Genomic DNA, 22,611 nt, shown 5'->3' with positions numbered 1-22,611 from the left:
TACCTAGCATGACCACGAACACCTACTCCCTGCTGCAGACCATCGACGATCCCGCGGATCTGAGGCGTCTGTCGCGTGCCGAACTCAAGACCCTGGCCCAGCAACTGCGTGCCTATGTGCTCGACAGCGTCTCCAAGACCGGCGGGCATCTGAGTTCCAACCTGGGGACGGTGGAGCTGACGGTGGCGCTGCATGCGGTGTTCGACACGCCCTACGACCGCGTGGTCTGGGACGTGGGCCACCAGACCTATCCGCACAAGATCCTCACGGGCCGGCGCGAGCGCATGGCCTCGCTGCGCCAGTTCGGCGGCCTATCGGGCTTTCCGCAGCGCGCCGAGAGCCCGTACGACACCTTCGGCACGGCGCACTCCTCCACCAGCATCTCGGCCGCCCTGGGCATGGCCCTGGCTGCCAAGCAAAAGGGCGAGGACCGCCGCGCCATCGCCGTCATCGGCGACGGCGCCATGACGGCCGGCATGGCCTTCGAGGCGCTGAACAACGCCGGCGTGACCGATGCCAACCTGCTGGTCATCCTCAACGACAACGACATGAGCATCAGCCCGCCCGTGGGCGCGCTCAACCGCTACCTGGCCCAGCTCATGAGCGGGCAGTTCTACGCCAAGGCGCGCGACATGGGCAAGAGCGTGCTCAAGCAGGTGCCTCCGCTGCTGGAGCTGGCCAAGCGGCTGGAGCAGCAGGCCAAGGGCATGGTCGTGCCGGCCACGCTGTTCGAGAACTTCGGCTTCAACTACATCGGCCCCATCGACGGGCATGACCTCGATTCGCTGATCCCCACGCTGGAGAACATCAAGAGCCTCAAGGGCCCGCAGTTCCTGCACGTGGTCACCAAGAAGGGCCAGGGCTACAAGCTGGCCGAGGCCGATCCCGTGGCCTACCACGGCCCCGGCAAGTTCGATCCCAGCGTGGGCCTGGTCAAGCCGGCCACGCCCCCGAAGCAGACCTTCACCCAGGTCTTCGGCCATTGGCTGTGCGACATGGCGGACAAGGACCAGCGCCTGGTGGGCATCACCCCCGCCATGCGCGAGGGCTCGGGCATGGTGGAATTCCACAAGCGCTTTCCGGGCCGCTACTACGACGTGGGCATCGCCGAGCAGCATGCGGTCACCTTCGCGGCCGGCATGGCCTGCGAGGGCCTCAAGCCCGTGGTCGCCATCTATTCGACCTTCCTGCAGCGCGGCTACGACCAGCTGATCCATGACGTGGCGCTGCAAAAGCTGCCCGTGGTCTTTGCGCTGGACCGCGCGGGCCTGGTCGGCGCCGATGGCGCCACGCACGCAGGTGCGTATGACATCGCCTTCGTGCGCTGCATTCCGCACATGAGCATGGCCTGCCCGGCCGACGAGCGCGAGTGCCGCCAGCTGCTCACCACCGCCTACGAGCAGGACCATCCCGTGGCCGTGCGCTACCCGCGTGGCGCGGGCGTGGGCGTGGCGCCGCTGGAGAGCCTGGAGGGCCTGCCCTTCGGCAAGGGCGAGGTGCGCCGCGAGTCTGCCAAGAAGCAGGTCGCCATCCTGGCCTTCGGCACCCTGCTGTATCCGGCCCTGGCCGCGGCCGAGGCGCTGGACGCCACCGTGGTCAACATGCGCTGGGCCAAGCCGCTGGACGAGGAGCTGCTGCGCCAGGTGGCCTCCACGCACGAGCTCATCGTCACCGTGGAAGAGGGCTGCATCATGGGCGGCGCTGGCAGCGCCGTGGCCGAGTCGCTGCAGGCCGCCGGCATCACGCGCCAGCTGCTGCAGCTGGGCCTGCCCGACGAGTTCATCGAGCACGGCGATCCCGCCAAGCTGCTGGCCCTGCAGGGCCTGGATGCGGCGGGCATCGAGGCCTCGGTCCGCGCCCATCTGGCACCCGAGCGCGCGGTGGCCTGAGCGGCGCCGGGCAGCCGGCCAGCCGAGCAGAACTACGCGGGGGAAAACCCCGTCCGCGCTTGCTTTGCGGCGTTTTTAGAATCGATACCACCTGATACAGTGTGAATGCACGTGCGAACGTGCGTTTTTTTTGCCGCCGGGTCGCCCCAAGGCAGAAAGCGGCCCCCTCGGGGTGGCCGCGGACCTTGCGCAGCAAGGGGGCGTGGGGGCTTTTTCTGACTGACACAACACATCGCGGAGAGACATTCATGGACCGTCGTTCGATCATCAAACATGCGGGAATCGCTGGCGTGCTGGCTGTGGGAGCCGCACCCGCAGTCCATGCCCAGGAGGCGATCCGCTGGCGTCTGGCCGCGAGCTTTCCCAAGTCGCTGGACACCATCTTCGGCTCGGCCGAAATGTTCTCCAAGACGCTCAAGGCGATGTCGGGCGGCAAGTTCGAAGTCTCGGTGCATGCGGCCGGTGAGCTGATGCCCGCCTTCGGCGTGGTCGATGGCATCCAGAACGGCACCATCGAGATGGCGCTGACGGCGCCCTATTACTTCACCGGCAAGGACTACATCTTCGCCTTCGGCTGCGCCGTGCCCTTCGGCCTGACCGCCCGCCAGATGGATGCCTGGATGGAGCACGGCGGCGGCCGCAAGCTCATGGACGAGTTCTATGCCCAGTACAACATCAAGAGCCAGAGCGCAGGCAACACGGGCACCCAGATGGGCGGCTGGTTCCGCAAGGAAATCAAGTCGGTGGCCGATCTCAAGGGCCTGAAGATGCGCCTGGGCGGCGGCCTGTTCGGCGACGCCATGCTCAAGCTCGGCGTGGTCGCGCAGAACATGCCCGTGGGCGAGGTCTACCAGGCGCTCGAAAAGGGCACGCTGGATGCCGTGGAATTCGTGGGCCCCTACGACGACCAGAAGCTGGGCTTCAACAAGGTCGCTCCCTACTACTACTACCCCGGCTGGTGGGAAGGCGGCGCCGAGCTGGAGTTCTTCATCAACACCAAGGCGTATGCGGCCCTGTCGCCCGAGTACAAGGCCATGGTCGATGCAGCCTGCAACGTGGCGGCACGCGACATGACGGCCAAGTACGACGCCAACAACCCCGTGGCGCTCAAGAAGCTGGTGGCCGACAAGACCCAGCTCAAGGCCTTCCCCAAGGACTTCATGGATGCCGGCTACAAGGCCGTCATGGAGATCATGGCCGAGCATGACGCCAAGTCGCCCATGTTCAAGAAGATCAACCAGAGCCTGCGCACCTTCCAGCGCGACCAGCTGCTGTGGGAGCGCTTCTCGGAGTTCCGCTACAACAGCTACATGACCACGGCCAAGCTGTAAGGCCAGGTCTCCCCAGCCAGCAGCACGCACAAGGACGGTCCATGCCTTCCAAGCCTGCAGGCCAAGCCCGCGTCCCTTCTGCGAAATGCAGCGGGGACGGCGGGCTTTTTTGCCGCCGGGCCGCCCCAAGGCAAAAAGCGGCCCCCCTGGGGGGCTGCGGACCTTGCGCAGCAAGGGTAGCGTGGGGGCTTTTTTGTTCCGAGGATGTATGTGGGCCGGGCTGCCAAGAGCAGTCCGGCCTTTTTTGAATGCTCTCAAGCAGAGCGAACCAGGAGGAGACAGTGATGGACAGAAGAAAAGCACTCAAGCACGCCGGTCTGGCCGGTGTGTTGACTGCCGCAGCGGCACCGGCCGTTCACGCTCAGGCGGCAATACGCTGGCGCCTGGCGTCGAGCTTCCCGCGCTCGCTGGACACCATCTACGGCTCGGCCGAGGTGTTTTCCAAGGCGATCAAGGAGATGTCGGGCGGCAAGTTCGAGATCTCGGTGCATGCGGCCGGCGAGCTGATGCCCGCCTTCGGCGTGGTCGATGGCGTGCAGAACGGCACGGTGGAGATCGCGCACACGGCGCCTTACTACTTCTTTGGCAAGAACGAGGCCTTTGCCATTGGCGGCGCCATTCCGTTCGGCATGAACTCGCGCCAGCTCACGGCGTGGATCGTGGACGGCAACGGTGGCAAGCTGATGCGCGAGTTCTATGCCGAATACGGCATCGTCAACTTCCTGGGCGGCAACACGGGCGCACAGATGGGGGGCTGGTTCCGCAAGGAGGTCAAGACACCCGAGGACATCAAGGGCCTGAAGTTCCGCATCGGCGGCTTCGCGGGCCGGATCATCGAGCGCATGGGCGGCGTGCCCCAGAACATCCCGGGCGGCGAAATCTACCAGGCGCTGGAAAAGGGCACCATCGATGCGGCCGAATGGATCGGCCCCTATGACGACCTCAAGCTGGGCTTCAACAAGGTCGCTCCGTTCTACTACTACCCCGGCTGGTGGGAAGGCAGCCTGAACCTCGAGTTCTACGTGAACCAGAAGGCGCTGGCCGCGCTGACGCCCGAGCAGCGCGCCATGGTGCAGGCCGCATCACACGAGGCCCACGTGGTCACCCAGGCCCGCTACGACGCGCGCAATCCCGGCGCGCTCAAGCAACTGGTGGCCAGCAAGGCCAAGGTGCTGGCCTTCCCGCAGACCGTGCTCGATGCCTCCTACAAGACCACCATGGCGGTCTATGCGGAGCTGGCCGAGAAAAATCCTGCGTGGAAGAAGATCTACGGCGACTACCGCAACTTCCAGCGCGACGAGGTGCTGTGGTTCCGCTTTGCCGAGGCGCGCTACGACGCCTTCATGTCGGCGCAAAAGCTGTGAAGTCGCGGCGCCCTCGGGCGTCATGCGGGAAAGCCGGGCACTGCCCGGCTTTTTTCATGCTCGCAGGGGACCGGCGCACGCCGGGGTCCGAACGAAAAAAGGCCCCGCAGTTGCGGGGCCTTTGCTGTCCTTGAGGGAGCCTGCGATCAGCTGCCGGACTTGCTCTCGCCCGGCGTGGCCGGTTGCTCGCGCTGCAACTGGTCCTGCAGCGCCTTGAGCGCATCGTCCTCGCTGCCCGGGGCCGAAGGCTCGCCAGGCGTTGCTCCGGGGGCAGGTGGCTGGTTCGCGCCGTCGCCGTTGAACATGGGGTCGTTGAAGTCGATGGCCTCGGGCATGGATGCCTCCATCTCCTGGCGCACCTTGTCCAGGTCGTACTCCACCTTCTTGTCCAGCCCGCTGGAGACGATGCCGGGGAAGATGATGATCAGGGCCACCATGAGCAGCTGGATCAGCAGGAAAGGGATGGCGCCCGCATAGATCTGCATGGTGGTCACGGGCTCGGTCATCTTCTTGGTGACCTTGTCCACGTAGGCCTTGGCCGGGGCCACGCTGCGCAGGAAGAACAGCGCGAAGCCGAAGGGCGGGTGCATGAACGAGGTCTGCATGTTCACGGCCAGCAGCACGCCGAACCAGACCAGGTCGATGCCCAGCTTGTCGGCCACGGGGGCCAGCAGCGGCACGACGATGAAGGACAGCTCGAAGAAGTCCAGGAAGAAGGCCAGCACGAAGATCATGATGTTGACCACGATCAGGAAGCCGATCTCGCCGCCGGGCAGGGACACCAGCAGTTCCTCCACCCACTTGGGGCCGTCCACGCCCTGGAAGGTCAGGCCGAACATGGTCGCGCCGATCAGGATGAACATCACGAAGCACGACAGCTTGGTGGTGGACATCAGCGCCTGCTTGAGCAGGTCCATGCTCAGGCGGCCGCGCACGAAGGCCATGATGGCCGCGCCCAGCGCACCCATGGCGCCGCCTTCGGTGGGGGTTGCCACGCCCAGGAAGATGGTGCCCAGCACCAGGAAGATCAGCAGCAGCGGCGGGATCAGCACGAAGGTCACGCGCTCGGCCATGCGGCTGAGCAGGTGCAGGCCCGTGAGCTTGTTGAACATGGCGGCAATGAAAGCCAGCGCCACGCCGAAGCACATGGACACCACGATGGTCTCGTCCAGAGCGACCTTCTCCACCACATCGCCGGACCACCAGGTGTGCAGCTGGGGCATGTACTGGGCGACCACCATCGAGGCGGCCACGCACAGCACGGTCAGCACCAGGGTGGAAGGCAGGCCGGAGTTGCCGTTGGGCTCGCGCAGCGTGCGCGCCTCGGGCGGCAGGGCGGGCACCATGGCGGGCTTGAAGATGGCCAGCACGACGATGAACAGCGCATAGAAGCCCGTCAGCATCAGGCCCGGCAGGAAGGCGCCCTTGTACATGTCGCCCACGCTGCGGCCCAGCTGGTCGGCCAGCACGATCAGCACCAGGGATGGCGGAATGATCTGCGCCAGCGTGCCGGAGGCCGCGATCACGCCCGAGGCCACCCGGCGGTCATAGCCGTAGCGCATCATGATAGGCAGGGAGATCAGGCCCATGGAGATCACCGATGCCGCGACCACGCCCGTGGTCGCCGCCAGCAGCGCGCCCACGAAGATCACCGCAAAGGCCACGCCGCCGCGCACGGGGCCGAAGAGCTGGCCCACGGTCTCCAGCAGGTCCTCGGCCATGCCGCTTCGCTCCAGTATCAGCCCCATGAGGGTGAAGAACGGTATGGCCAGCATCGTCTCGTTCTGCATGATGCCGAAGATGCGCAGCGGAAGGGCCTGCAGCAGGGCTTCGGGCAGCACGCCCAGTTCGATGCCGACAAAGGCGAAGAACAGGCCGCAGGCGCCCAGGCTGAACGCCACGGGAAAACCCACGAGCAGGAAAAGTATCAGCCCCGCGAACATGATCGGGGCCAGGTTGTGGATCACGAATTCCATGATGTCTGTTTCCCCGATCAGGCGCTTTGCCCGCTTTTGTCCTTGGCACCTGCCAGCCCGCGCAGGGCGTCGGCCAGGTCTTCCTCGGCGGTCTTCTCGCCCTTCTTGGCCGTGGGATCGTCGATCAGGCCCTTCAGGAAAGCGATGCGCTTGATCAGCTCCGACATGCCCTGCAGCAGCAGCAGCCCGAAGCCCAGGGGAATCATCAGGTAGACGGGCCAGCGCACCAGGCCGCCTGCATTGCCCGACATCTCGCCGGTCTGCATGGCCTGGATCACGAAGGGCGTGCCGAACCACAGGATGGCCAGGGCCATGGGGGTCAGGAAGAAGACGAAGCCGAAGATGTCGATCCAGATCTGCGTGCGCTTGGACAGGCGGCTGGCGATCACATCCACCTTCACATGCTCGCCCTGCAGCAGCGTGTAGCCGGCGGCCAGCAGGAAGGAGGCCGCGAACAGATACCACTGCACTTCGAGGTAGGCGTTCGAGCTGGTGTGCAACACCTTGCGAACGATGGCATTGATGCCGCTGATGACCGTGGAGGCCAGGATCAGCCAGATAAGCCATCGCCCGACCAGGCTGTTGAGCCAGTCGACCCCCCTTGAGAATTTGAGCAAAGCCTGCATGGTGTCTCCAAAAAGTAGGCTGTATTGGGTCCGTCGCCGTACGCCAGCCTGTAGGCCGGCGCGCAGCGCTCTTGTCGGCGCATGGACCAAAGCCGTCGATTCTACGGAGACCCGAACGCCGCAGGCGGCCCGCTCCCCCTAAAAGAAATCCGTGTGAACCCGAGGAAACGTCCCTTTCAAGTGGCGGTGTGTGGCTTGCGGGCCCCCAGTTTGCGGTATAGCGTGGCGCGGCTGATGCCCAGCGCGCGGGCGGCGCGGGTCACATTGCCCTGGGCGTCCTGCAGGGCCTGCTCGATCAGCACGCTCTCGCTGGCGCGCAGCGGGCTGGGCTGGGCGGCGGCAGCGAGTGCCGCCGTGCCCAGCGCGGGCAGCAGCTGGCGCAGCTGGGGGCCGGGCTGCACCAGGGCCTGCAGCCGCAGTCCCGACCACAGCGGCAGGCGCAGCGGCTCGTTGGGACGCAGGCGCGCATGGTCCACCAGCGCCGTCCAGGGCATGGCCAGCAGTTCGCTGCAGTGCAGCGGCTGGCCCGGCAGCGACAGCGGCTGGGGCACGAGCTGGCGGGCCAGGGTATTGCTGCCCGCCACATGCCCTTCGGCGTCCACGGCCAGCAGGCCTTCGCCCTCCTGGCCCAGCGGCCCGCCGGGCCAGTTCAGGTGCAGAAGCAGGGCATGGGGCAGGGCGCGCAGCAGCCGGTCCTCGATGGCGCGGGCACAGCGCAGCGCCAGGTGCATGAGTTCGGGCCGCTCCGGCACATCCACGCCCGTGATGTCCAGCATGCCCAGGCAGCTCCCGTCCGGGCCGGACAGCGGCGCACCCGCGCAGCTGTAGTGGCGGTTGGCCTCGAAGAAATGCTCTGCCCGGTGCAGCCAGACGGGGCTGTGCTCGGCCAGGGCCGCGCCAATGGCCGTGGTGCCCACGCCCTGCTCGGACAGGTCCACGCCCACGCGGGCGATGGCCTGCACGCGGATGTCGCTGCGCTCCAGCGGCCCCTGCACCTCCAGCACCGTGCCGCGTGCATCGGTCAGCAGGCTGAAGTAGTGCATGGCGCCCACGGCGCCCACCAGCTGGGCCATCACGGGGCGCGCGGCCTGCAGCAGCACCTCATGGCCATCACGGGTCTGGCGCAGCGCATGCGGCCCCAATGCTTCGTAGACCACGCGCTCGTCCGGGCGGCGGCCTGCCGCCAGGCAGCGCTGCCAGGAGCGCCACAGCCAGGGTGCGATGCCGGGCGGTGAGCCGGCGAGCGCCTGATCGCCGAAAACCAGGCTGCGGGCCCGGGCGACCTGCTGGTGGCGCGGATCGGCGGGGCAGGGCTGCGCGGCGTCGGGGCTCAGGGCGAACATGGGGCGGGGACTCCTGTGGCTGGCTGGCAAAGATTGCGAACGGGCTGGCAGGCTGGCACGGTCGAGGCCGGGGCGCGCAGGCGCAAGCGGTGCGGGCTGCGGCTGCGGTGAAGACTGTGTCATTTTGAGAATATCCGCGCCGCCCGGCCCGGGCTTGCGGGTCAACCCTAGAACGGGCGCCTGCGGGCAGGGCGACCATGGCAGGCGAGGTTCCCGGCGTTCCCCCACGTTCCAGATCACCGCCGATCACAGGCAGGAGACAGCACGATGAATGTCCAGCTCACCGTCAACGGGCGCGCGCAGCGCATCGACGTTCCGCCCAACACCTTGCTCGTGCATGCGCTGCGCGAGCACCTGCGCCTGACCGGCACGCATGTGGGCTGCGACACCAGCCAGTGCGGGGCCTGCACCGTCATCGTCGACGGCCACGCCGTCAAGTCCTGCGCCATGCTGGCCGTGCAGGCCGAGGGCTGCGAGGTGCGCACCATCGAAGGGCTGGCGGATATCGACGGCGGCCTGCACCCCATGCAGGCGGCCTTCAAGGAGTGCCACGGCCTGCAATGCGGCTTTTGCACGCCGGGCATGGTCATGAGCGCCGTGGACCTGTGCCAGCGCCAGCCGTGCGCGGGTGATCGCGAGATCCGCGAGGCGCTGGAGGGCAACCTGTGCCGCTGCACGGGCTACCAGAACATCGTGGCCGCCGTGAAAAAGGGCAGCCAGGCCATGGCAGGGCCTGCGGCCTGAGCGCCGCAGGCCACCACAAGGAGACAGCCATGGGTGCATCCGACTTTTCCAAGCTCCCCCACATCGGCGAGCCCGTCAAGCGCAAGGAGGACTACCGCTTCCTCACGGGCGCGGGCCAGTACACCGACGACATCGCGCTGGCCGCCCAGGCCCATGCGGTGTTCGTGCGCTCGCCGCACGCGCATGCGCGCGTGCGCTCCGTTTCCACCGATGCGGCCAAGGCCGCGCCCGGCGTCATCGGCGTGCTCACGGGCGCCGACGTGGCGGCCGACAAGATCAACGGCCTGCCCTGCGGTTGGCTGATCACCAGCACCAACGGCGAGCCCATGAAGGAGCCGCCGCATCCCATTCTGGCGCTGGACACCGTGCGCTACGTGGGCGACCAGGTCGCCATGGTCGTGGCCGAGACGCTGGAGCAGGCGCGCGACGCGGCCGAGCTGGTGGAGGTGGACTACGACCCGCTGCCCGCCGTGGTGCTGGTGGCCGACGCGGCGGCCGGCAGCGTGTCCGGCGCGGTGGTGCACGACATCGCCCCCGACAACCACTGCTACAAATGGGCCATCGGCGACAAGGCCGCCGTGGACGCCGTGTTTGCGGGCGCCGCCCACATCGCCCAGCTGGACCTGGTCAACAACCGGCTGATTCCCAACGCCATGGAGCCGCGCGCGGCCATCGGCAGCTACAGCCGCGCCAATGACGAGTACACGCTGTATGTGGCCAACCAGAACCCGCACGTCGAGCGGCTGCTGATGACGGCCTTCGTCATGGGCCTGCCCGAGCACAAGGTGCGCGTGATCGCGCCCGACGTGGGCGGCGGCTTCGGCTCCAAGATCTTCCTGTATGCCGAGGATGTCTGCCTGACCTGGGGCGCGCGAAAGCTCAACCGCAACATCAAGTGGACGGCCGACCGCAGCGAGTCCTTCCTCACCGACGCCCATGGCCGTGACCACGTCAGCCATGCCGAGATGGCCATGGACGCCAGCGGCAAGTTCCTGGCCATGCGCGTGCACACGGATGCCAACCTGGGCGCCTACCTGAGCACCTTCGCCAGCGCCGTGCCCACCATCCTCTATGCCACCTTGCTGGCCGGCCAGTACGCCACACCCCAGGTCTATGTGGAGGTCGATGCCTGGTTCACCCACACCGCCCCCGTCGATGCCTACCGGGGCGCGGGCCGGCCCGAGGCCACCTACCTGCTGGAGCGCCTGGTCAGCCGCTGCGCCTGGCAACTGAACCTGTCGCAGGCCGAGATACGGCGGCGCAACTTCGTCACCAGCTTTCCCTACCAGACGCCCGTGGCCCTGCAGTACGACGTGGGCGACTACGGCGCATGCATGGACAAGGCCGAGGCCCTGGCCGACGTGGCCGGCTTTGCCGCGCGCCGTGCCGACAGCGAGGCGCGGGGCCTCAGGCGCGGCCTGGGCTACAGCAGCTACATCGAGGCCTGCGGCCTGGCGCCCAGCAACATCGCGGGCGCCCTGGGCGCGCGGGCCGGCCTGTTCGAATGCGGCGAGGTGCGCGTGCACCCCACGGGCAGCGTCACCGTGTTCACGGGCTCGCACAGCCACGGCCAGGGGCACGAGACCACCTTCGCCCAGGTGGTGGCCGCGCGCCTGGGGATACCCGTGGAGAACGTGGACATCGTCCACGGCGACACGGGCCGTGTGCCCTTCGGCATGGGCACCTATGGCTCGCGCTCCATCAGCGTGGGCGGCGCGGCCATCATGAAGGCGCTGGACAAGATCGAGGCCAAGGCCAAGAAGATCGCGGCCCACCTGATGGAGGCCAGCGACGCCGACATCGACTTCGCGGGCGGCGAGTTCACGGTGCGTGGCACGGACAAGAAGATCCCCTTCGCCCAGATCGCGCTCACCGCCTATGTGCCGCACAACTACCCGTTGGACAAGCTGGAGCCCGGCCTCAACGAAACCGCCTTCTACGACCCCACCAACTTCACCTTTCCCGCAGGCACCTACATCTGCGAGGTCGAGGTGGACCCGGCCACGGGCGTGGTGCGCGTGGACCGCTTCAGCGCCGTGGACGACTTCGGCACCATCATCAATCCCATGATCGTCGAGGGCCAGGTGCACGGCGGCGTGGCCCAGGGCATAGGCCAGGCGCTGCTGGAAAACTGCGTCTACGACCGCGAGACCGGCCAGCTGCTCACCGGCAGCTTCATGGACTACGCCATGCCGCGCGCCGACGACTTCCCCGAATTCAAGCTCGGCACCGTCTGCACGCCCTGCACGCACAACCCGCTGGGCACCAAGGGCTGCGGCGAGGCGGGGGCCATAGGCTCGCCGCCCGCCGTCATCAATGCCGTGCTCGACGCACTGCATCCCCTGGGTGTCAGGGACCTGGACATGCCGGCCAGCCCGCACCGTGTCTGGTCGGCCATCGACGCCGCAGCCACCTCCTGAGGAGAGCGCCATGTACGCATTCACCTATGAAGCCCCAGGCACCACGGCCGACGCCGCCGCGCTGGCCGCGCAGGGAGGCCAGTACCTGGCCGGCGGCCAGAGCCTGCTGCCATCGATGCGCCTGCGCCTGGCGCGGCCCGAACAGATCGTGGACCTGAACCGCGTCCAGGGCCTGGCCGGCATTGCCGTCAACGGCCAGACCGTGGAAATCCGCGCCATGACGCGCCATGCCGACGTGGCCGCCAACCCGCAGGTCCAGGCCGCCATCCCGGCCCTGGCCGAGCTGGCCGGCGGCATCGGCGACCGCCAGGTGCGTGCGCGCGGCACCATCGGCGGTTCGCTGGCCAACAACGACCCCGCTGCCTGCTACCCCAGCGCCGTGCTGGGCCTGGGCGCCACCGTCGTCACCGACCGGCGCGAGATCGCGGCCGACGACTTCTTCCAGGGCATGTACACCACGGCGCTGGGCAGCGGCGAGCTGATCACGGCCGTGCGCTTTCCCGTGCCGAAGAAGGCCGCCTACCTCAAGTTCAAGCAGCCCGCCTCGCGCTTCGCCCTGGTGGGCGTCTTCGTCGCCCAGACCGACAGCGGCGTGCGCGTGGCCATCACGGGCGCCGGGCTCAGCGTGTTCCGCCACGCGGGGCTGGAGGCCGCGCTCAACCAGAGCTTCACGCCCGACGCGGCCGCCCAGGTGCTGATCGACCATTCCGACCTCAACAGCGACCTGCATGCCAGCGCACGCTACCGGGCGCAATTGATCAGCGTGCAGACGCAGCGTGCGGTATCGCAGATGCTGGGGTGACACGGCGGATGCCTTCCGAGCAAGCCATTGCCTCCATAGACGCCCTGGCCGCCGCGCTGCAGGCCGAAGGCTATTTCGCCGACCGGCGCCTGGCCACGGCCGTCTTCCTGGCCCTGCGGCTGCAGCGGCCGCTGCTGCTGGAGGGCGAGCCCGGCGTGGGCAAGACCGCGCTGGCCCAGGCGCTGGCACGCGTGCTGGCGCGCCGCCTGATCCGGCTGCAGTGCTATGACGGCATGGAGCAGCGCGAGGCGCTGTATGAATGGAACTACGCGGCCCAGCTGCTGCACCTGCGTGCGGCCGAGCTGGCCTCGGCGCAGCCCGCGGCCGCACCGCAGCACGACCGCCTGCAGCGCGCCGAGCAGGAGGTCTACCAGGAGCGCTACCTGGTAAGCCGCCCGCTGCTGCAGGCCCTGCAGCAGCCCGAGCCCGGCGCCGTGCTGCTGATCGACGAGATCGACCGTGCCGACGAGCCCTTCGAGGCCTTCCTGCTCGAATACCTGGGCGAGTACCAGGTCAGCATTCCCGAGCTGGGCACGGTGGCGGCACGCGTGCCGCCCGTGACCGTGCTCACCAGCAACCGCACGCGCGACCTGCACGATGCCGTCAAGCGCCGCTGCCTCTACCACTGGCTGGACTATCCCGGGCGCGAGCGCGAGCTGGCCATCGTGCGCGCCCTGGTGCCCTGGGCCGGGCAGGCCCTGACCGCCCAGGTGGCGAGCTTCGTGGGACGGCTGCGCAGCCAGCCCTTTGCCGACGCCTTCCAGCGGGTGCCCGGCATTGCCGAAAGCGTGGAATGGGCCAAGGCCCTGGTGGCGCTGGACACCCTGATGGTCGATCCCGAAGTCGTGCACGACACGGCCGGCATCCTCTTCAAGCAGCGCGAGGACGTGGCCGCGCTCACGCCCGAGCGGCTGCAGCAACTGCTGGCGCCGGAGCCCGCGCCGTGACGGCTGGGGCAGCCGGTGCAGCCGATGGGGGCGAGCGCACCAGCTGGCTGGGCGATGCGCGCAGCGGCAAGCTGGCTGGCAACCTGGTCGGCTTTGCGCGTGCGCTGCGCCGCGCGGGCGTGCCCGTGGATGGCGGGCGCATGGCGCTGGCCCAGCAGGCCCTGCCCCTGGTCGGCCTGGCGCGCGAGGACATGGCCGCCGCGCTGGAGGCCGTATTTGTGAGCAACGCCCAGGACCGCGCCGTGTTCCGCGAACTGTTCGACGCCTACTTCCGCAATCCCGATGTGGCCCAGCAACTGCTGGCCCAGTTGCTGCCGCAGGCGCCCCGGCCGTCCGCGCCGCGCCACCGCCCGCGCGTGCAGGAAGCCCTGTCGCCCCGCCAGGCAGGCGAGGGCAGGGCCGCCGTCGATGAAGAGCTGAAGCTGGACGCCGCCATGACGGCCAGCGAGCGCCACCGCCTGCGCCATGCCGACTTCAACCAGCTCAGCGCCAGCGAATACCTGCTGGTGCAGCGCCTGGCCCGGGACATTGCCCTTCCCTTGCCCCGCTACCGCAGCCGCCGCACGCGCACCGGCCAGCGCGGCGCGGTGCCCGACTGGGCTGCCAGCCTGCGTGCGGCATCGCACCACGGCGGCGAAATGCTGCAGCTGCTGCGGCGCGAACGCCTGCACCTGCCGCTGCCCTGGCTGGCCCTGGTCGATGTCTCGGGCTCCATGGAGCGCTATGCGCGGCTGCTGCTGGCCTTCCTGCACGCGGCCACCAGCACGCAGCGCCATGCGGGCCTGCGCCGTCACGTCTTCAGCTTCGGCACCGAGCTGCGCGACCTGGGCCCGGCCTTTGCCCAGGCCGATACCGACGCCATGCTCGAGCGCGCCAACGCCGCCATTGCCGACTTTGGCGGCGGCACGCGCCTGGGCAGCAGCCTGGGCGAACTGCGCCGCCTGCATGCGCGCCACCGGGTTTCAGGCCTGGTGGGCCGGCGCACCCTGGTGCTCATCATCAGCGACGGCCTGGACACCGGCGATGCCGCCGAGCTGGACCGCGAACTGGCCTGGCTGCGCCGCCATAGCGCGCGGCTGCTGTGGCTCAACCCGCTGCTGCGCTTTGACGGGTATGCCCCACTGGCCCAGGGGGCGGCCGTGCTGCATCGTCATGCCCATGCCATGCTTGCGGTACACAACCTGGAATCGCTGCAGCAGCTGGCCGGTCACCTGGCGCGGCTGCTGGCGGCGCCAGGCCGCTGAGCCGCTTGCGGCCACCCCCATCGCAGAAAGGAATTGCCATGGAAATGCAAGCCAGCCGTTCCCTCGCCGTCAGCCAGCAGCAGGCCTGGGAGGCGCTCAACGATCCCGAAACGCTCAAGGCCTGCCTGGCCGGCTGCGACCGCTTCGAACCCTTGGGCGATGACCAGTACGCCGTGGGCATGGCGGTCAAGGTGGGGCCGGTATCGGCCAAGTTCAGCGGCAAGGTCACGCTGTCCGACATCACGCCGCCCGAGCGCTACCGCATCGCCTTTGAAGGCCAGGGCGGCGTGGCCGGCTTCGGCAAGGGCGAGGCCGACGTCACCCTCACTCCCGAGCCCGCTGACGCCGCAGGCCAGCCGCGCTGCCTGCTCAGCTACAGCGTGCAGGCCCAGGTCGGCGGCAAGATCGCCCAGCTGGGCCAGCGGCTGATCGACGGCGCCGCCCGCAACATGGCCGACGACTTCTTCGCGCGCTTCGACACGCTGATGCAGCAGCGCCACCCGCGCGCGGCGGCAGCGCCTGCCGATGCAGGCGACACCGCCGACCTGTCCCACCTGCCTGCCGGCCTGGCCGATGAAACCGGCCACATCGAGCCCACCGTGGACGCCCAGGCCTGGGAGCACGACGCCGCAGCCGGCGTGGCCACGCCGCTGGATGCCGCACCGGCCACCGAGGCCGAGGAACGCTCGCGCCGCGCTATCCCGCTGTGGTGCTGGGGGCTGGCCATCGTCGTCGTTCTCGGGGCCGGCTGGCTGCTCTCGCGGTACTGAGTCCTTGCGCCGACCCACGGCTTTTCCCACCCACCCTGAACGATGCGCGCTGGCGCAGCACAATAGCCGCCGAAAAACGCCAGGCGCCCAGCTGCACATGCAAGCCAGGTGCCGGCGTGGAGATTTGCAATGGAAAACCTGGATGTTCATGTTCTGCGCCACCTCGCGCAATGGCGCGCTCAGGGCGAGCGCGCGCTGCTGGCCACGGTGGTGCGTACCTGGGGCTCGTCGCCCCGGCCCATCGGCTCCATCATGGCGCTGGGGGCCTCGGGCGCCGTGGTCGGCTCCGTGTCCGGCGGCTGCATCGAGGACGACCTGATCGCCCGCTACAGCCACGCCTCGGACGCCGACGCCCTGAGCGACGGCGCGCCCCGGCTGCTGCGCTACGGCGTCAGCGCCGACGAGGCCCACCGCTTCGGCCTGCCCTGCGGCGGCACGCTGGAGCTGCTGCTCGAATTCAATCCCGACGCTGCTGCGCTGCAGCAACTCGTGCAATGGCTGGACGAAGGCCGCATGGTGCGGCGCACCGTGGACAAGGCCACCGGCCAGGTCGTCCAGCAGGTCAGCGACGCGCCCGAGCCGCTGGTGCATGCCGGGCAGCAGGTCGCCAACAGCTTCGGGCCCGAGTACCGCATGCTGCTCATCGGCGCAGGCCAGCTGTCCGAATACCTGGCCACCATGGCGCTGTTCAACGGCTTTGCGGTCACCGTCTGCGACCCGCGCGAGGAATACAGCCGCCACTGGAGCGTGGCCGGCGTGCAGCTGTCGCGCGAGATGCCCGACGACCTCGTGCGCACCATGCGCGCCGATGCGCGCACCTGCATCATCGGCCTCACGCACGACCCCAAGCTCGACGACCTGGCGCTCATGGAAGCCCTGGAATCCCCGGCCTTCTACGTGGGCGCCATCGGCTCGCGCCGTAACACCGCGCTGCGCCTGCAGCGCCTGAGCGAGCACTTCGGCCTGGGCGACGCACAACTCGCGCGCCTGCGCGGCCCCATCGGCCTGTACATAGGCAGCAAGACGCCTCCCGAAATCGCCGTCAGCATCATGGCCGAGGTCCTGGCCGCCAAGAACGGCGTGGCCCTGCCGCGCGGCATGACCGTGGAAGAAGGCAAGCTCGCCGCAGCCCAGCCCCCGCAGCCGCTGGAGGATGACGGGCCCGAGGGCATCACGCCCCTGGTGTGCGGAGTGGGTTAGACCACCGCATGGAAGGCCTTGTTGGCAATCTTCCAGCCGGCCTCGGTCTTGAGCAGCACGAAGTAGTCGATGAAGGTGATGGCGCCGTGCACCAAGGTGATCTTGGCGCTGGCCGCCGTGCCGCCGATGTCGATGGCGTCGATGCTGCGGCGGCGCGTGGCCTCGTCGGCGGCGGGCTGGCCCTTGAAGCGGGCGCAGTAGGTGTCGATGTCCCAGGAGGTCAGCGGGCCTTCGCGCACGCTTTCGATGCGGGCGGTGGGCATGAAGGCGGCGCGCATGTGGGCGCTGTTGTCCTCGGCATGGCCGCGCATGTACAGCTCCAGCGGCACGCGCACGGCGGCTTCTTCGGGATGGTCGGTCAGGCGTGGGTTGGCAGTCGTCATGGTGTTCTCCTGGGACGGATGGATGGCGGCCTGCGCTTGCAGGCCGGCGGCCGCGCATCGTAGCCACAAGCGCGGGGGGCAGTCCAACCGGGGGCGAGGCGCGGGCCGCGCCGGGGTGCGGTGCAATGCCTTGTTTTCAATGGACTTTTCGGCCGATGCACCCCGCATTGGCCGTGCCTGGGTCAACAGTGTTTTGAGCGCCATGCCCTGTCTGCATGCCGGCCGGCGCGTGCCCGTGCGGGCCAGAAAACGCTCTGGTCAGAGCGGGTAAAGCCGGGGTAAAGCGGGGGTAATGCCTGCGTAAAACGGCGTTCTGCCTCGTTTTGGAGAGCATGGGACTGGCTACCATAGCCGCATCCGCCGCCGTTCCCCGTTCCGGGGCCGGACCCACGGTTTCCTCCCACGACTTCCCGCAGTGACCATGAAACGCCTGTCAAGCAGCCCCTTTGTTGCAGATGCCCACGGCGTACGCCAGCGCGGCCGGGTACGGCCCGCACTGATGTGGGGCGTGGTGGCACTGGCCCTGGTGGCGGGGGGCGGGCTGTGGTGGTGGAACAAGCGGGCGCCGGCCCAGGGCGAGCAGGCCTCGGCCGGTGCGCCCGGCCCGGGTGGCGGGCGTGCGGGAGGCGGCCGGCGCGGCCCCGGCGGGCCGGGTGGGCCTGGCGGCCCCGGCGCCATGGGAGCCCAGGCGCAGCCGGTGTCCGTGGGCGTGGTGGAGCGGCGCGACATGCGCGTGCTGATCAGCGCCATCGGCACCATGAACCCGCGCGCCACGGCCGTGGTGCGCGCCAAGGTGTCGGGCGAGTTGCTGCGCCTGCATTTCAAGGAAGGCGACGAGGTCAAGGCCGGCCAGCTGCTGGCCGAGATCGATCCGCGCAGCTTCCAGGCCAGCTTCAACCAGATCCAGGGCACGCTGCAGCGCGACCAGGCGCTGCTCAAGAACGCCCAACTGGACCTGCAGCGCTACAAGGAGCTGCAGGCCCAGGATTCCATTGCCGGCCAGCAGGTCGATACCCAGGCTGCGCTGGTGCGCCAGTACCAGGGCACGGTGGCCGCCGACCAGGCCCAGGCCGATGCGGCCAAGCTGCAACTGAGCTACACGCGCATCACGGCGCCCATTGCGGGCCGGCTGGGCCTGCGCCAGGCCGACCGGGGCAATGTGGTCAATCCTTCGGATGCCAACGGCATCGTCACCATCACCCAGGTCAAGCCCATCGACGCGGTGTTCTCCGTGCCCGAGGCCCATGTGGGCACGCTGGCGCGGCGCCTGGCCGAGGGGCGCGAGCTGCCCGTGGAGCTGTGGGATCGTGACCTGAAGCAGCAACTGGGGCGCGGCCGCCTCAATGCGGTGGACAACAGCATCGACATCGCCACCGGCACCATCAAGGCCAAGGCCGCCTTCGACAATGCCGAGGGCCGGCTGTTCGCCAACCAGTTCGTCAACGTCAAGCTGGAAGTGGACCGGCTGGAGCAGGCGCTGACCGTGCCGACCACGGCCGTGCAGAACAACTACGTCTACCTGGTCCAGGAGGATGGCACGGTGACGCAGCGGCGTATCGCCGTGGGCGTGACCGATGGCGACCGGGTGAGCGTGAAGGGCGAACTCAAGCCTGGCGAGCAGGTGGTGGTGGACGGCATTGACCGCCTGCGCGAAGGCGCCAAGGTCACGGTGATCGAGCCCGACAAGGTGCAGAAGGTGGACCAGGCCGTGCAGGATGCCTCCGGCCAGCCGCGCGGCATGCGCAACCTGCCGCCCGATGTGCGCGCCAAGCTGGCGACCATGAACCCCGACGAGCGCAAGGCCTACCTGCAGAAGCTGCGTGCCGAGCGCGGTGGGCAGCGCAATGGGGGTAACGGTGGCAACGGCGGCAACGTGACCGCGCCGGCGGCCGAAGGCTCCGCGCCCGCAGGCCGGTCGCCGGCACCGTCGCCCGGATCGCCCCAGCCTTCGCCCGGCCCTGCAGCTGCCGCGCCCTCTGCGCCCTCCGCGCCTGCTGCTCCGGCGGCTCCCGCTCCGGCCGGGCGCTGAGCAGCGCCCCGGCACCTGAAGACTGCAAGCCCTTCCAGGCGGCCCCATGAATCTTTCCCGCATCTTCATCCTGCGACCCGTCGCCACCTCGCTGCTGATGGTGGCGGTGCTGATCGCCGGCCTGTTGGCCTACCGGCTGTTGCCGATTTCGGCCCTGCCCGAGGTGGACTATCCCACCATCCAGGTCACCACGCTGTACCCCGGTGCCAGCCCCGACGTGATGACCTCCAACGTCACCGCGCCGCTGGAGCGCCAGCTGGGCCAGATGCCGGGGCTGTCGCAGATGTCGTCCACCAGCTCGGGCGGCGCCTCGGTGATCACGCTGCGCTTTGCGCTGGACATGGCCATGGACGTGGCCGAGCAGCAGGTGCAGGCCGCCATCAACGCGGGCTCCAACCTGCTGCCCAGCGACCTGCCCATGCCCCCGCTGTACAGCAAGGTCAACCCGGCGGACGCGCCCATCCTCACGCTGGCCATCACCTCGCCCTCGCTGCCGGTGATCCGCGTCAACGACCTGGTGGAAAACCGCCTGGCGCCCAAGCTCTCGCAGGTCAATGGCGTGGGGCTGGTGGCGATTGCCGGCGGGCGCCGGCCTGCCGTGCGCATCCAGGCCAACCCGACGGCGCTGGCCGGCCTGGGCATGACGCTGGACGATGTGCGCACCGCCATCGCCGCCGCCAACGTCAAGCAGGCCAAGGGCGGCTTCGACGGCCCGGCGCGCGCCTCCACCATCGATGCCAACGACCAGCTGCAGTCGGCGGCCGAGTACCGCAACCTCATCATCGCCTTCAAGAACGGCCTGCCCGTGCGCCTGTCCGACATCGCCCAGACCGTGGATGATGCCGAGAACACGCGCCTGGCCGCCTGGGCCGGCACGCCCGAGGGTGGGTCGCGCGCAGGCGTGATCCTCAATATCCGGCGCCAGCCCGGCGCCAATGTGATCGAGACGGTGGACCGCATCAAGGCGCTGCTGCCCCAGCTCAAGGAGACCCTGCCGGCCTCGCTGGACGTGCAGGTGCTGACCGACCGCACGGTGACCATCCGCGCCTCGGTCAACGACATGCAGCTGGAGCTGATGCTGGCCATCGCCCTGGTGGTGGCGGTGATCTTCGTCTTCCTGCGCAGCGCCTCGGCCACGCTGATACCGAGCTTTGCCGTGCCGCTGTCGCTGATCGGCACCTTCGGCGTGATGTACCTGGCCGGCTTTTCCATCAACAACCTCACGCTGATGGCGCTGACGATCTCCACCGGCTTCGTGGTGGACGATGCCATCGTGATGATCGAGAACATCGCGCGCTTCGTGGAAAAGGGCGAGCCGCCCATGCAGGCCGCGCTCAAGGGCGCCAAGCAGATCGGCTTCACCATCATCTCGCTGACGATTTCGCTGATCGCCGTGCTGATCCCGCTGCTGTTCATGGGCGACGTGGTGGGGCGGCTCTTCCACGAGTTCGCCATCACCATGGCGGTGGCCATCCTGATCTCGGCCGTGGTCTCGCTGACGCTCACGCCCATGCTGTGCGCACGGCTGCTGCGCCACCAGCCCGAAGGGGCCGAGGAGGAAAAGCACGGCCGCCTGTACCACGCCACGGGCCGCTTCTTCGACCGCACCATCGCCGGCTACGGCCGCATCCTCACCTGGGTGCTGGACCGGCGCGGCCTGACCTGGATCGTCTTCCTGGCCACGCTGGCCGTGACCGTGCTGCTGTACTTTGCCGTGCCCAAGGGCTTCTTCCCGGACCAGGACACGGGCACCATCCAGGCCACGACCGAGGCCGACCAGTCCATCTCGTTTGCCGCCATGGCCGAGCGCCAGCAGGCCCTGGCCGAGCTGCTGCTCAAGGACCCTGCCGTGCAGAGCATCTCGTCCTTCATCGGCGTCGATGGCAGCAACACCACGCTGAACACGGGCCGGCTGCTGATCGACCTCAAGCCCCATGGCCAGCGCGATGGCGTGCCCGCCGTGCTGCGCCGCCTGTCCGACGATGCGCTGCAGATTCCGGGCATACGCCTGTACGCCCAGCCCGTGCAGGACCTGACCATCGAGGACCGCGTGGCGCGCACCCAGTACCAGCTGCTGATGTCCTCGCCCGACATGGCGCAGCTGGCCAAGAGCACCCAGGCCCTGGTCGAGCGCATGCACGGCCTGCCCGAGCTGGTGGACGTGGGCAGCGACCTGCAGGACCAGGGCCTGCAGGCCTTCGTGCAGATCGACCGGGCCCAGGCCAGCCGGCTGGGCGTGACGGTCTCGGCCATCGACACGGCGCTGTACAACGCCTTTGGCCAGCGGCTGATCTCCACCATCTTCACGCAGTCCAACCAGTACCGCGTGGTGCTGGAAGTGGCGCCGCAGTTCAAGATCGGGCCCGAGTCGCTGCAGGCCATCTATGTGGCCTCCAGCGCGGGCGCGCCCGTGCCGCTGTCCTCGGTGGCCACGGTCAGCGAGCGGCCCATGGCCCTGGCCGTGAACCATGTGGGCCAGCTGCCCGCCGCGACCATCTCGTTCAACACCGCGCCCGGCGTGTCGCTGGGCCATGCGGTCAAGGCCGTGCAGGACCTGATGGCCCAGCTGCGCACCGAGGGCCATATGCCGCTGTCGGTGGATGCCGCCTTCCAGGGCGCAGCCCTGGCCTTCCAGGCCTCGCTGTCCAACACGCTGCTGCTGGTGCTGGCGGCCGTGATCACCATGTACATCGTGCTGGGCGTGCTCTATGAGAGCACCATCCACCCGGTGACCATCCTGTCCACGCTGCCCTCGGCCGGCGTGGGCGCGCTGCTGGCCCTGCTGCTGGCGGGGCTGGACCTGGACATCATCGCCATCATCGGCATCGTGCTGCTGATCGGCATCGTCAAGAAGAACGCGATCATGATGATCGACTTCGCGCTGGAGGCGCAGCGCGAGGAGGGGCACACGCCGCGCGAGGCCATCTACCAGGCCTGCCTGCTGCGGTTCCGGCCTATCCTGATGACGACCTTGGCTGCTTTGCTGGGGGCCTTGCCGTTGATGTTGGGGACGGGGGTGGGCAGTGAGTTGCGGCATCCGTTGGGGGTGACGTTGGTGGGGGGCTTGCTGGTGAGCCAGTTATTGACTCTGTTCACTACGCCTGTGATTTATTTGACGTTTGAGGGGTGGGCGCAGAGGTGGCGGGATCGTTCTTCTCGGGAGAGCGTTCATGCCTGAGCTTGCGCTCTTGTCTTGGCTGGCGCCGCTGGCCGGGTCTCGGCCCGGCGGCCGACCTACTTTCTTGCCTCGCAGCAAGAAAGTAGGCAAAGAAATGCGCCCCCACTGCCCACGACCCTTCGCTTCGCTGCGGGCAACCTGCGTTGGGCGCGATGCGGGGTGTGCCGCAGAACTCGCTTTGCGCCTGTCTCTTATACACATCTCCGAGCCCACGAGACGCTGACGTTGATCTCGTATTCCGTCTTCTGCTTGAAAAGAGGGGGGGGGGGGGGGGGGGGGGGGGGGGGGGGGGGGGGGGGGGGGGGGGGGGGGGGGGGGGGGGGGGGGGGGGGGGGGGGGGGGGGGGGGGGGGGGGGGGGGGGGGG

The 22,611-nt window shown here is 68.7% G+C and carries 16 protein-coding genes; 12 read left to right on the top strand and 4 right to left on the bottom strand.

Annotation, left to right across the window (positions count from 1 at the left end; translation table 11 throughout):
• Positions 1-8: 8 nt before the first annotated feature.
• The 3 genes from dxs to JHD82_RS17075 all read left to right on the top strand — a co-directional run bounded on the left by dxs (position 9) and on the right by JHD82_RS17075 (position 4,584).
• Positions 9-1,889, top strand: coding sequence for a 1-deoxy-D-xylulose-5-phosphate synthase (gene dxs / locus JHD82_RS17085; protein WP_034391284.1), 1,881 nt, complete (start codon positions 9-11; stop codon positions 1,887-1,889).
• Positions 1,890-2,137: 248 nt separating this feature from the next.
• On the top strand, positions 2,138-3,220 hold the full coding sequence (locus JHD82_RS17080) for a TRAP transporter substrate-binding protein (protein ID WP_012204166.1): 1,083 nt from the start codon (positions 2,138-2,140) through the stop codon (positions 3,218-3,220).
• 284 nt (positions 3,221-3,504) lie between these two features.
• Positions 3,505-4,584 (top strand): TRAP transporter substrate-binding protein, encoded by a 1,080-nt coding sequence (locus JHD82_RS17075; RefSeq protein WP_012204167.1) that lies wholly within the window; start codon positions 3,505-3,507, stop codon positions 4,582-4,584.
• A 146-nt stretch (positions 4,585-4,730) separates the two neighbouring features.
• On the opposite strand, the gene JHD82_RS17070 is transcribed toward JHD82_RS17075, so the two are convergent.
• From JHD82_RS17070 to JHD82_RS17060, 3 genes are all read right to left on the bottom strand, one after another.
• Entirely contained in the window at positions 4,731-6,560 is a 1,830-nt protein-coding gene (locus JHD82_RS17070; protein WP_199137688.1) for a TRAP transporter large permease subunit, read from the bottom strand.
• A 17-nt stretch (positions 6,561-6,577) separates the two neighbouring features.
• A complete protein-coding gene (locus tag JHD82_RS17065) occupies positions 6,578-7,186 on the bottom strand; it encodes a TRAP transporter small permease subunit (RefSeq protein ID WP_199137686.1) in 609 nt (202 codons plus the stop codon).
• Between the two features lie 176 nt (positions 7,187-7,362).
• Positions 7,363-8,529, bottom strand: coding sequence for a helix-turn-helix domain-containing protein (locus JHD82_RS17060; protein ID WP_199137677.1), 1,167 nt, complete (start codon positions 8,527-8,529; stop codon positions 7,363-7,365).
• 267 nt (positions 8,530-8,796) lie between these two features.
• On the opposite strand from JHD82_RS17060, the gene JHD82_RS17055 reads away from it, so the two are divergent.
• The 7 genes from JHD82_RS17055 (at position 8,797) to JHD82_RS17025 (ending at position 16,656) form a co-directional block, all read left to right on the top strand.
• Positions 8,797-9,273: a (2Fe-2S)-binding protein gene (locus JHD82_RS17055; protein ID WP_013803615.1), complete on the top strand. Its 477-nt coding sequence runs from the start codon at positions 8,797-8,799 to the stop codon at positions 9,271-9,273.
• Between the two features lie 29 nt (positions 9,274-9,302).
• On the top strand, positions 9,303-11,693 hold the full coding sequence (locus JHD82_RS17050) for a xanthine dehydrogenase family protein molybdopterin-binding subunit (RefSeq protein ID WP_199137675.1): 2,391 nt from the start codon (positions 9,303-9,305) through the stop codon (positions 11,691-11,693).
• A gap of 10 nt (positions 11,694-11,703) precedes the next feature.
• Positions 11,704-12,495: a xanthine dehydrogenase family protein subunit M gene (locus JHD82_RS17045; RefSeq protein WP_199137673.1), complete on the top strand. Its 792-nt coding sequence runs from the start codon at positions 11,704-11,706 to the stop codon at positions 12,493-12,495.
• A gap of 8 nt (positions 12,496-12,503) precedes the next feature.
• Positions 12,504-13,442: a MoxR family ATPase gene (locus JHD82_RS17040; RefSeq protein ID WP_199137671.1), complete on the top strand. Its 939-nt coding sequence runs from the start codon at positions 12,504-12,506 to the stop codon at positions 13,440-13,442.
• The gene (locus tag JHD82_RS17035) at positions 13,439-14,686 is read left to right on the top strand and encodes a VWA domain-containing protein (RefSeq protein WP_199137669.1); all 1,248 of its coding nucleotides are present in this window, start codon (positions 13,439-13,441) and stop codon (positions 14,684-14,686) included. Before JHD82_RS17040 ends, JHD82_RS17035 begins: the two co-directional genes overlap by 4 nt.
• A gap of 38 nt (positions 14,687-14,724) precedes the next feature.
• Positions 14,725-15,456, top strand: coding sequence for a CoxG family protein (locus JHD82_RS17030; RefSeq protein WP_012204176.1), 732 nt, complete (start codon positions 14,725-14,727; stop codon positions 15,454-15,456).
• A gap of 129 nt (positions 15,457-15,585) precedes the next feature.
• Positions 15,586-16,656: an XdhC family protein gene (locus JHD82_RS17025; protein WP_199137667.1), complete on the top strand. Its 1,071-nt coding sequence runs from the start codon at positions 15,586-15,588 to the stop codon at positions 16,654-16,656.
• On the opposite strand, the gene JHD82_RS17020 is transcribed toward JHD82_RS17025, so the two are convergent.
• On the bottom strand, positions 16,653-17,039 hold the full coding sequence (locus JHD82_RS17020) for a nuclear transport factor 2 family protein (protein WP_016452483.1): 387 nt from the start codon (positions 17,037-17,039) through the stop codon (positions 16,653-16,655). The two genes, JHD82_RS17025 and JHD82_RS17020, sit on opposite strands and share 4 nt — an antisense overlap.
• A 421-nt stretch (positions 17,040-17,460) precedes the next feature.
• Here JHD82_RS17020 and JHD82_RS17015 point away from each other — a divergent pair, with 421 nt between their 5' ends.
• Together JHD82_RS17015 and JHD82_RS17010 are read left to right on the top strand one after the other, a co-directional pair.
• A complete protein-coding gene (locus JHD82_RS17015) occupies positions 17,461-19,068 on the top strand; it encodes an efflux RND transporter periplasmic adaptor subunit (protein WP_199137666.1) in 1,608 nt (535 codons plus the stop codon).
• Between the two features lie 46 nt (positions 19,069-19,114).
• Positions 19,115-22,246, top strand: coding sequence for an MdtB/MuxB family multidrug efflux RND transporter permease subunit (locus JHD82_RS17010; protein WP_199137664.1), 3,132 nt, complete (start codon positions 19,115-19,117; stop codon positions 22,244-22,246).
• Positions 22,247-22,611 lie beyond the last annotated feature (365 nt).

Source organism: Delftia sp. ASV31 (assembly GCF_016428765.1).
Taxonomy (GTDB): domain Bacteria; phylum Pseudomonadota; class Gammaproteobacteria; order Burkholderiales; family Burkholderiaceae_C; genus Comamonas; species Comamonas acidovorans.
Note: the sequence above shows the minus strand (reverse complement) of the source record. Positions and strands in the feature narration are given on the sequence as shown.

Bases quoted from the DNA above. Each gene is read 5' to 3' on its own strand.
- JHD82_RS17045 (WP_199137673.1), top strand. From the start codon at position 11,704: ATGTACGCATTCACCTATGAAGCCCCAGGCACCACGGCCGACGCCGCC.
- JHD82_RS17015 (WP_199137666.1), top strand. From the start codon at position 17,461: ATGAAACGCCTGTCAAGCAGCCCCTTTGTTGCAGATGCCCACGGCGTA.
- JHD82_RS17075 (WP_012204167.1), top strand. From the start codon at position 3,505: ATGGACAGAAGAAAAGCACTCAAGCACGCCGGTCTGGCCGGTGTGTTG.
- JHD82_RS17070 (WP_199137688.1), bottom strand. From the start codon at position 6,560: ATGGAATTCGTGATCCACAACCTGGCCCCGATCATGTTCGCGGGGCTG.
- JHD82_RS17060 (WP_199137677.1), bottom strand. From the start codon at position 8,529: ATGTTCGCCCTGAGCCCCGACGCCGCGCAGCCCTGCCCCGCCGATCCG.
- JHD82_RS17040 (WP_199137671.1), top strand. From the start codon at position 12,504: ATGCCTTCCGAGCAAGCCATTGCCTCCATAGACGCCCTGGCCGCCGCG.
- JHD82_RS17010 (WP_199137664.1), top strand. From the start codon at position 19,115: ATGAATCTTTCCCGCATCTTCATCCTGCGACCCGTCGCCACCTCGCTG.
- JHD82_RS17080 (WP_012204166.1), top strand. From the start codon at position 2,138: ATGGACCGTCGTTCGATCATCAAACATGCGGGAATCGCTGGCGTGCTG.
- JHD82_RS17065 (WP_199137686.1), bottom strand. From the start codon at position 7,186: ATGCAGGCTTTGCTCAAATTCTCAAGGGGGGTCGACTGGCTCAACAGC.
- dxs (WP_034391284.1), top strand. From the start codon at position 9: ATGACCACGAACACCTACTCCCTGCTGCAGACCATCGACGATCCCGCG.
- JHD82_RS17025 (WP_199137667.1), top strand. From the start codon at position 15,586: ATGGAAAACCTGGATGTTCATGTTCTGCGCCACCTCGCGCAATGGCGC.
- JHD82_RS17055 (WP_013803615.1), top strand. From the start codon at position 8,797: ATGAATGTCCAGCTCACCGTCAACGGGCGCGCGCAGCGCATCGACGTT.
- JHD82_RS17030 (WP_012204176.1), top strand. From the start codon at position 14,725: ATGGAAATGCAAGCCAGCCGTTCCCTCGCCGTCAGCCAGCAGCAGGCC.
- JHD82_RS17020 (WP_016452483.1), bottom strand. From the start codon at position 17,039: ATGACGACTGCCAACCCACGCCTGACCGACCATCCCGAAGAAGCCGCC.
- JHD82_RS17050 (WP_199137675.1), top strand. From the start codon at position 9,303: ATGGGTGCATCCGACTTTTCCAAGCTCCCCCACATCGGCGAGCCCGTC.